General features: G+C 71.9%; 9 protein-coding genes. 6 read left to right on the forward strand and 3 right to left on the reverse strand.

All coding sequences use genetic code 11. The annotated features are described in order from the left end of the window. Positions 1-8 precede the first annotated feature (8 nt). A complete protein-coding gene (locus ACWEGE_RS44550; protein WP_449666564.1) occupies positions 9-1,613 on the reverse strand; it encodes a PucR family transcriptional regulator in 1,605 nt (534 codons plus the stop codon). Between the two features lie 118 nt (positions 1,614-1,731). Between ACWEGE_RS44550 and pruA the strand changes: the two genes are divergently transcribed. Both pruA and ACWEGE_RS44560 read left to right on the forward strand, forming a co-directional pair. Beyond that, positions 1,732-3,360, forward strand: a complete 1,629-nt coding sequence (gene pruA / locus ACWEGE_RS44555) for an L-glutamate gamma-semialdehyde dehydrogenase (RefSeq protein WP_449666565.1) — start codon at positions 1,732-1,734, stop codon at positions 3,358-3,360. A 13-nt stretch (positions 3,361-3,373) separates the two neighbouring features. After that, complete coding sequence (locus ACWEGE_RS44560) at positions 3,374-4,303, forward strand: proline dehydrogenase family protein (RefSeq protein ID WP_449666566.1); 930 nt, start codon at positions 3,374-3,376, stop codon at positions 4,301-4,303. A gap of 50 nt (positions 4,304-4,353) precedes the next feature. On the opposite strand, the gene trxA is transcribed toward ACWEGE_RS44560, so the two are convergent. Beyond that, a complete protein-coding gene (gene trxA / locus ACWEGE_RS44565) occupies positions 4,354-4,725 on the reverse strand; it encodes a thioredoxin (protein WP_176176156.1) in 372 nt (123 codons plus the stop codon). Between the two features lie 86 nt (positions 4,726-4,811). On the opposite strand from trxA, the gene ACWEGE_RS44570 reads away from it, so the two are divergent. From ACWEGE_RS44570 to ACWEGE_RS44585, 4 genes are all read left to right on the forward strand, one after another. Continuing rightward, entirely contained in the window at positions 4,812-5,054 is a 243-nt protein-coding gene (locus ACWEGE_RS44570) for a DUF2630 family protein (RefSeq protein WP_091308255.1), read from the forward strand. 242 nt (positions 5,055-5,296) lie between these two features. After that, positions 5,297-5,707, forward strand: a complete 411-nt coding sequence (locus ACWEGE_RS44575; RefSeq protein ID WP_449666567.1) for a YciI family protein — start codon at positions 5,297-5,299, stop codon at positions 5,705-5,707. Next, entirely contained in the window at positions 5,704-6,156 is a 453-nt protein-coding gene (locus ACWEGE_RS44580; protein ID WP_449666568.1) for a VOC family protein, read from the forward strand. The genes ACWEGE_RS44575 and ACWEGE_RS44580 overlap by 4 nt, the downstream gene beginning before the upstream one ends. A 4-nt stretch (positions 6,157-6,160) precedes the next feature. Next, on the forward strand, positions 6,161-7,309 hold the full coding sequence (locus ACWEGE_RS44585; protein ID WP_449666569.1) for an RNA polymerase sigma factor: 1,149 nt from the start codon (positions 6,161-6,163) through the stop codon (positions 7,307-7,309). A gap of 206 nt (positions 7,310-7,515) precedes the next feature. Here ACWEGE_RS44585 and ACWEGE_RS44590 read toward each other — a convergent pair whose 3' ends face one another. Next, the gene (locus tag ACWEGE_RS44590; protein ID WP_449666534.1) at positions 7,516-8,784 is read right to left on the reverse strand and encodes an IS110 family transposase; all 1,269 of its coding nucleotides are present in this window, start codon (positions 8,782-8,784) and stop codon (positions 7,516-7,518) included. Positions 8,785-9,035 lie beyond the last annotated feature (251 nt).

The following is a 9,035-nucleotide window of genomic DNA, read 5'->3' on the forward strand; positions in this document are numbered from 1 at the left end:
GCGCGAAGCTAGCAGGGGCACAGCTCGCTTGGGGGGTTCGGGTGGCGAAGCCCCGGTTGTCCCAGCCGCAGCTGCAGCTGAGTCAAGAGCCGTTGTGCCGGATCGTCGAAATCGACGCCGGAGACCTCGGCCGCGCGGCGGACGCGGTACCGGACCGTGTTGGGGTGGATGTTGAGCACCCGGGCCGCGGCGCGGACGTCGCCGAACGCGTTCAGCCAGGCCAGGACGGCCGGGACCAGGATGCCGCCGTGCTCGGTGTCGTGCTCCACGAGCAAAACCAGCCGCGGGTCGCGGATGCGCGGCTGCGACCCCAGGAACGCCAGCACCTCCGACAGCAGCACTTCGGCGCGGACGTCGGCCAGCGAGGCCACGTCCGCCGCCCAGTGCCCGCGCGTCATCGCCGCCAGGACGCGGTCGGCGTCGCCGCGGGACGCCGCCGCCTCCGAGAGCCGCGGCACCACGCCGCCGAGGGCCGCGCGGACCGGGACGTCCAGGTGACGGCGGGCCGTCGCGGTGATCTCGCGGGCCAGCGCCAGCACCGCGGCGTCCGAGTGCTCGGGCAGGTCCGGCAGCAGCGCGTAGACGCGGCCGCCGATCACGCTGACCAGCGCGCTGCGCCGGTAGGCCGCCGTGTGGACGGCGATCAGGTGCACGAGCTCGGCGCGCCGCAGCTGCCGGTTGTCCGAACGCTCCAGCGAGAACGCCAGGACCTGCGCCGGCCGCGCCGGGTCCGCGCCGATGTCGTCGGCGACGGACTCCGCGTCCAGCCGGCCTTCCAGGAGGCTCGCCAGGAGGTCCTCGCGCAGCCGCAGCTCCGGGCTCGGCAGCGTGCGTGCCCGGATCAGCTGCGGCGCCAGCGTGCGGCTCGCGCCCAGCAGCGCCGTCTCGGCTCGTTCGGTGAGCGGCTGGGCGCCCTCCTGGACCCAGATCGTGCCCAGCGGCTGCTTGCCCGCGTGGATGCCGGCCGCGATGCGGCGGCGGATGCCCAGCTCGGGCCGTTCGTCGATGCGGACGATCCCCTCGCCGGCGCGCAGCCGCTGGTAGACGCCCCACTCGCGCAGCATCGCGAGGTAGCGCTCCGGGCCTTCGCGGCCGAGGATCGACAGCCGCCGCAGCTCGTCGACCTCGTCGCCCGCCCGCGAGTACGCGAGGACCCGGTTCGCCGTGTCTTCGATGCTGACCAGGCCGCCGGTGAGCGTCGCGATGGTCTGGGCCAGTGCGAACAGGTCGCCGAGGACCTCGCCGCTGGCGGCCTCGCCACCCGCGCGGGCGGCCTCGACGACCCCGCGGGCCAGCGATTCCACCTGCTCCCAGCGTGCCTCCGCCCCGACCGTCAGCAGCGCGACACCCGCGTCCGCGGCGACGTCGGCGCCCGTGGCGCCCTTGACCGCCACCGCGGCCGCCCCGCCGCGCCCGGCCGCGCGGATCGCCGGGGCCGCCGCCCGGCCGCGGGCGCCGATCACCAGCACCAGGTCGCCCGGAGACGCCTCCAAGGGGTCTTCGGGGTCGAGGATCACGACGTCGCCGACCGGAACGCCGAGCCCGTGCGGCGCCACGACGACCTCGACGAGGGGCTCGCCCAAGGTCGCCAGGACGTGGCGCAGCGACGTCACGACAGCCTTATTCGATCGGCCAAGCTCACCCGATCGATTTTAGCCGATCGGACAAGCCGCCGGGGCGTGTCCGGAGTTACCGTTCGGGGCATCTGGACTACAGAGCAGAGGAGCCGCCGTGGACGCCGTGACCCAGACCCCCGCCCCGACGAACGAGCCGGTGCTGACCTACGCACCGGGCAGCGCCGAGCGCGCCGAGCTCGAGGGTGCGCTCCAGCGGCTGGGCCAGGCGGAACCGGTCGACCTGACCGTCACCATCGGCGGCGAGCAGCGCCCCGGCGGCGGCGAGAAGATCGACGTCGTCCAGCCGCACAACCACAAGCACGTCCTCGGCACCATCCACAGCGCCACCCAGCAGGACACGACCGACGCCATCGCGGCCGCCGCGAAGGCTGCCCCGGAGTGGCGCGCGCTGTCCTACGACGACCGCGCCGCGATCCTGCTGCGCGCCGCCGACCTGCTCACCGGCAAGTGGCGCGCCACGCTCAACGCGGCCACCATGCTCGGCCAGTCCAAGACCGCTACCCAGGCCGAGATCGACTCCGCCTGCGAGCTCGCCGACTTCTGGCGCTTCAACGTCGAGTTCGGCCGCCGCATCCTCGCCGAGCAGCCGATCAGCTCGCCGGGCGTGTGGAACCGGATGGAGCACCGGCCCCTGGAGGGCTTCGTCTACGCGATCACGCCGTTCAACTTCACCGCGATCGCCGGCAACCTGCCGACCGCGCCCGCGCTGATGGGCAACACGGTGCTGTGGAAGCCGTCGCCGACGCAGTCGTTCGCCGCGCACCTGACCATGCGGCTGCTCGAAGAGGCCGGCCTGCCGCCGGGCGTGATCAACCTGCTGCCGGGCGACGGCAAGGCCGTCTCCGAGGTCGCCCTGACCCACCGCGACCTGGCCGGCATCCACTTCACCGGCTCGACCGCGACCTTCCAGCACCTGTGGGGCACGGTCGGCGCGAACATCGCCGGCTACCGCGGCTACCCGCGGCTGGTCGGCGAGACCGGCGGCAAGGACTTCGTGCTCGCGCACGCCTCCGCCGACGTCGACGTCCTGCGCGCGGCGCTGGTCCGCGGCGCCTTCGAGTACCAGGGCCAGAAGTGCTCGGCCGCTTCGCGTGCGTACATCCCGCGCAGCGTCTGGAACGAGCTGAAGGACGGCCTGGTCGCCGAGACCGAGGCGCTGACCTACGGCGACGTCACCGATCTCTCGCACTTCGGCGGCGCGGTCATCGACCGGCGCGCGTTCACCAAGCACGCCGACCTTTTCGACCGCGTGCGGGGCGACGCTTCGGTGGAGATCCTCACCGGCGGGACCGCCGACGACAGCGTCGGCTACTTCGTGCAGCCGACGATCCTGGTCTCGGACGACCCGAAGCACGAGATCTTCTCGACCGAGTACTTCGGCCCGATCCTCTCGGTGTACGTCTACGAGGACGGCGGGTTCGACGACGTCCTCAAGCTGATCGACTCCTCCGCCGCCTACGCGCTGACCGGCGCGGTGATCGCCAACGACCGCACCGCCGTGGCGAAGGCGTCCGAGGCGCTCAAGTTCTCCGCCGGCAACTTCTACGTCAACGACAAGCCGACCGGTGCCGTCGTCGGCCAGCAGCCTTTCGGCGGGGCGCGGGCCTCGGGCACCAACGACAAGGCAGGCTCGGTCTTCAACCTGCTCCGCTGGACGAGCCCCCGCTCGGTCAAGGAGACGTTCGTGCCGCCGACCTCCGTGCGCTACCCGCACCAGGGCTGAGAAGGAGACCGTCATGCTGCGTGCCCCGCTGCTCGCCGCCGCCCGGTCGAAGGGCATCCGGCGGCTCGTGGAAGCCGTCCCCGCCACGCGGTCCGTGGTGCGCCGGTTCGTCGCCGGGTCCGAGACCGCCGACGCCGTCCGGGTGGCCAGGGAACTGGCCGCGGACGGACGGCGGATCACCCTCGACCACCTCGGCGAGGACACCACCGACGCCGCCCAGGCGGCGGCGACCGTGGCGGCCTACGAGGCCGTGCTGACCGCGTTGGCCGCGGAAGGCCTGGCCGAAGGCGCGGACGTGTCGGTGAAGCTGTCGGCGGTGGGCCAGTTCCTGCCGTCGAACGGCGAAGACGTCGCCTTGGAGAACGCCCGGAAGATCTGCGCGGCGGCCGAGGCGGTCGGGGCCACCGTGACGCTCGACATGGAGGACCACACCACCACGGACTCGACGCTCGGCATCCTGCGCGAGCTGCGCGGCGAGTACCCGTGGGTGGGCGCGGTGCTGCAGGCCTACCTGCACCGGACCGAGGCGGACTGCCGCACGTTGTCGGGCCCGGGTTCCCGGGTGCGGCTGTGCAAGGGCGCGTACGCCGAGCCGGAGCCGGTGGCGTTCCAGGAGAAGTCCGAAGTGGACAAGTCCTACGTCCGGTGCCTGCGCGTCCTGATGGCGGGACAGGGCTACCCGATGGTGGCCTCGCACGACCCGCGGATGATCGAGATCGCCGCCGCGCTGGCCGAGGAGAACGGCCGGACCGACGACGACCACGAGTTCCAGATGCTCTACGGCATCCGTCCGGAGGAGCAGCGGCGCATCGCGGCCTCGGGTGCGCGCATGCGCGTCTACGTGCCCTACGGCGACGAGTGGTACGGCTACTTCATGCGGCGGCTGGCCGAGCGCCCGGCGAACCTGGCGTTCTTCCTGCGCGGCCTGGCCACCCGGTCCTGAACACGGCGAAGGCCGCTCCCGCGGGAGCGGCCTTCGCCGTGTGGTGGTGGTCAGGCCTGTTCGGCCTCGGCTTCGGCGGCCTTGCGCTTGACCTCGTCCATGTCGACCTCGCGGGCCTGCTTGATCAGGTCCTCGAGGGCGGCTTCGGGGAGCGCACCGGGCTGGGCGTAGATCAGCGTCTTGTCCCGAATGATGGCCAGCGTCGGGATCGAGCGGACGTCGAACGCGGCCGCGAGCTGCTGCTGCGCTTCGGTGTCGACGCTCGCGAAGACGATGTCCTCGTGCTTCTCGGAGGCCTTCTCGTAGACCGGCGCGAACTGGCGGCACGGCCCGCACCAGCTCGCCCAGAAGTCGATCAGGACGAACTCGTTGTCGGTTACCGTCTGGTCGAAGTTCTCGGCGGTCAGCTCAACGGTGCTCATGACCTGGTCAACGAACCGGGCCCGGCGGGAATTCCCGGGGCCGGGGTAGCGTCTGCACCGAGCGCACCTGCGAAGAGGAGGACCTGATGGCCGACGGCGAGATCCTGGGCCGGATCGACGAGCTGATCGCGGAGGAGCACGAGCTCCGGTCGCGCTCGGTCGGCGTGGGGCTGAGCGGCGGCGACAAGGACCGCCTCACCGCGGTCGAGCAGCAGCTCGACCAGTGCTGGGACCTGCTGCGCCAGCGGCGCGCCAAGGCGGAGTTCCACGAGAACCCGGACGACGCCGCGGCCCGCCCGGTGTCCGAGGTGGAGTCCTACCGCCAGTGAGCGGTTGCGGCCGCCCCGCTGTCCGGGGCGGCCGCGAAGTCTTTGGGGGGTCCGGGTGGCGGAGCCCCCGGCCCGGGGCGGGGCCCCGGATGTCACCGCGAAGTCTTTGCGGGGGTCCGGGTGGCGGAGCCCCGGATGTCACGGCAAAAATCTTCTCCGGCGATGTCGAAACGCCGGAACCGGCTCCGTCCCCGGGGTGAGAGCGGCCAGAATGGGCCGTCCGACACCGAGGGAGCACCACGATGGCCAAGTACCTGCTGCTGAAGCACTACCGCGGCGCGCCGGCCCCGGCCAACTGCGACACCACCATCGACCAGTGGACGCCGGAGGAGATCCGGGCGCACATCCAGTACATGCGGGAATTCGGGGACAAGCTCGTGGCCACCGGCGAGTTCGTCGAGCACCAGGCGCTCGCCCCGGAGGGGACGTGGGTCCGGTACGACGGCGAGGGAAAGCCGCCGGTCACCGACGGGCCCTTCCCCGAGACCAAGGACCTCATCGCCGGCTGGACGGTGATCGACGTCGACAGCCACGAACGCGCCCTCGAACTGGCCGCGGAGCTGTCGGCCGCGCCCGGCCCGAACGGCGAGCCGATCCACGAGTGGCTCGAGCTGCGCCCGTTCCTGGCCGCGCCGCCCACCATCACGGAATGACGGGGGAGACCACGGTGCTGCCACGGCTGGAGCACGTCGGCGTCGTCGTCGGCGACCTCGAGGCGGCGAAGGCGTTCTTCGCCGAGCTGGGGCTCGAGGTGGAAGGGGAGATGGCGGTCGACGGCGAGGCCGTCGACCGGATCGTCGGGCTGGACGGCGTCCGGTCGGACGTGGCGATGCTGCGGACGCCGGACGGCCACGGGAAGCTGGAGCTGATCCGGTACCGGACGCCGGCGGGGCCGGCCGGGGACCCGGCGGCGCCGGCCAACGTGCCCGGGCTGCGGCACATCCTGTTCGAGGTCGCGGACATCGAGGGCGTCCTGGAGCGGCTGCGGCCGCACGGCGGCGAGCTCGTCGGGGAGCTGGTGCGGTACGAGGACAGCTTCAAGCTCTGCTACGTCCGCGGGCCCGAGGGGATCATCGTCGAGCTGGCCGAGCGGATCGGCTGAGCCGGTGGACGAAGCCCTGCTCCGGAGCCTCACCCCGGGCGTCCTGGCCGTCCTCGTCCGCCGCGGGGCCGAGTTCGCGGCGGCCGAGGACGCCGTCCAGGAGGCGCTGGTCGAGGCGCTGCGCGTCTGGCCCGCCGAGCCGCCGAGGGACCCCAAGGGCTGGCTGGTCACCGTGGCGTGGCGCAAGTTCCTCGACGCGACCCGGGCGGACGCCGCCCGCCGGCGGCGCGAGGACGTCGTCGACGCGGAGGTGGCGCCCGAGCCCGCGGCGGCGGTGGACGACACGCTGCAGCTGTACTTCCTGTGCGCGCACCCGTCGCTGACGCCGTCGTCCGCGGTGGCGCTCACGCTGCGGGCCGTCGGCGGGCTGACCACCCGGCAGATCGCGCAGGCGTACCTGGTGCCCGAGGCGACCATGGCGCAGCGCATCAGCCGCGCCAAGCGGACGGTGGCGGGCGTCCGGTTCGACCGGCCCGGCGACGTCGCCACCGTGCTGCGCGTCCTCTACCTGGTCTTCAACGAGGGCTACTCCGGCGACGTCGACCTCGCGGCCGAGGCCATCCGGCTGACCCGGCAGCTCGCGGCGTCGATCGACCACCCCGAGGTGGCCGGGCTGCTGGCGTTGATGCTGCTGCACCACGCCCGCCGCGCTTCCCGGACCACGGACGCCGGCGACCTGGTCCCGCTGGCCGAGCAGGACCGGTCCCGGTGGGACACCGCGCTGATCGCCGAGGGAGTGGCCGTCCTGCAACGGGCGCTGTCCCGCGACCGGCTGGGCGAGTTCCAGGCCCAGGCCGCCATCGCGGCCCTGCACGCCGACGCGCAGGACGCCGCCGAGACCGACTGGGTCCAGATCGTCGAGTGGTACGACGAGCTCGTGCGCCTGACCGGCAGCCCGGTCGTGCGGCTCAACCGCGCGGTCGCCGTCGGCGAGGCGGACGGGCCGCGCGCCGGCCTCGCGGCCCTGGCCGAGGTGGACCCCGCGGTCCCGCGCCACACGGCGGTGTCGGCCTACCTCCACGAGCGCGACGGCGACCTCGAAACGGCGGCGAAGCTGTACGCCGAGGCGGCGGCCAAGGCGTCGAGTCTCGCCGAGGTCGAGCACCTCACCCGCCAGGCCGCCCGCCTCCACACCCGCAACTCGCGTGATTGAGCACGTAACTCGCGTGATCAGGGAGGCATCTCGCGTGTCTGGAGAGGCATCATGCGTGATTGGCGGGGCATCGCGCTGATGCCCGCTCAATCACCCGTGATTCCCCTCCGATCACGGGTGTGTCCCCTCTGATCCGAAAATGGGTCTTGGGTGGCATGCGTCAGCATCCGGCGTAGCGGAGCGGAGCCGGATTGGGGTGGTGGGGTTCAGGCGGCGGGTTCGAGGGTGACTTTGTATCCGAGTGCTTCGAGCTGGCGGATGTGGTTGTGTTTGCGCTGGTCGGGGTGGGTGTGGGCGGTGTGGAAGTCGGGGCCGAGGTCGCGGAAGCGGGTGCCGGGTTCGGTGAGCAGGTGCCAGACGATGACGAGGATGGAGCGGCCGACGGCGACGATGGCGCGTTTCTTGCCGCGTCGTCTGGCGATGCGCCGGTAGCGTTCGCCGAGGAAAGTGTTGGTTTTGCCGGCGGCGACGGCGGCCTCGCCGAGGGCTCGGGCGAGGTAGGGGTTGCCGTGCCCGGTGCTGCCGGTGCCTTTTTTGCGGCCGGCGGATTCCTTGACGGTGGGCGCGAACCGGGCCCAGGACACCAGATGCCCGGCGGTCGGGAAGTGGCTCATGTCCCTCCCGGTCTCCGCGATGATCACGGCCGCGGTGGTGGGGCCGATGCCGGGGATCTCAGCCAGCCGGCCGACCGCGTCGGCGAAAGGGATGATCTGCTCACCGATCCGGTCTTCGACCGCGGCGATGTCGGTGTTGATCGCGTCGATGCGTCCCAGCATCCGGGTCAGCAGGAACGCGTGATGGTCGGTGAAGTGCCCGGTGAACGCCTCTTCCAGCAAGGTGATCTTGGTGCGCATCCGGGTCCGTGCCAGCTGCGCGAGGACCTTCGGGTCTCGTTCCCCGGCGATCAGGGCGGCCATCATGTCGCGGCCGGAGACTCCGAAGATGTCCGAGGCCACGACCGACAGTTTGATGCAGGCGTCCTCGAGTAGTTTCTCCACCCGGTTCTTCTCCGCGCCGCGGGCGTTGACCAGGTCGATGCGGTAGCGGGTCAGATCCCGCAACCGGCGGATCGGCGGTGGTGGGACCAGGCTGGGCCGGATCATCTGCCGCTCGGCGACCTTGCACAACCACACCGCATCCAGGGTGTCGGTCTTGGGCCGGCCGGGCAGGTGCTTGACGTCGCGGGCGTTGACCAGCCAAGTGTCGAAACCGTGGGCTTCCAGCAGGTAGAAGACCGGTTTCCAGTAGTCCGACGTGGCCTCCATGACCACCCTGCCGACCCGCAGCTCACGCAATCGGTCGGCCAGCAGCAGCACCGCCCGGGTCATCGTCGGATGAGTGGTGATCTCCTGCAGCCGCCGTCCCGGCCTGCGCTCGTCGGGAACCCGCACACAACACACCAGCTCGGCCTTGCCGATGTCCAGCGCCGCGACCCGCGCGACGATTTCCTCGGTGTCCTCAGATTCGGTCAGCATCCCGTGCTCCTCACCGCTGCCGCTGCGGTCGCCCGCGGGAGCCACCAGGCAAAGTCTGCGAATCTGATCCGCGTGCTCGAAGCAACACTGAAGAGCCCAAGGCGTGGCCCCCGGCGTCCCGCTGATCAACGGCCTCCAACGACCACAGAGCTACGACGTCAGCGAGCGACCAACCCCATTTTCAACCCCGAACGAGCGCCCCGCCAGGGGCACACCCAGCTGATCACGCGTGATGCCCTTCTGATCACGGG

The organism is Amycolatopsis sp. NPDC004747 (genome assembly GCF_053601335.1).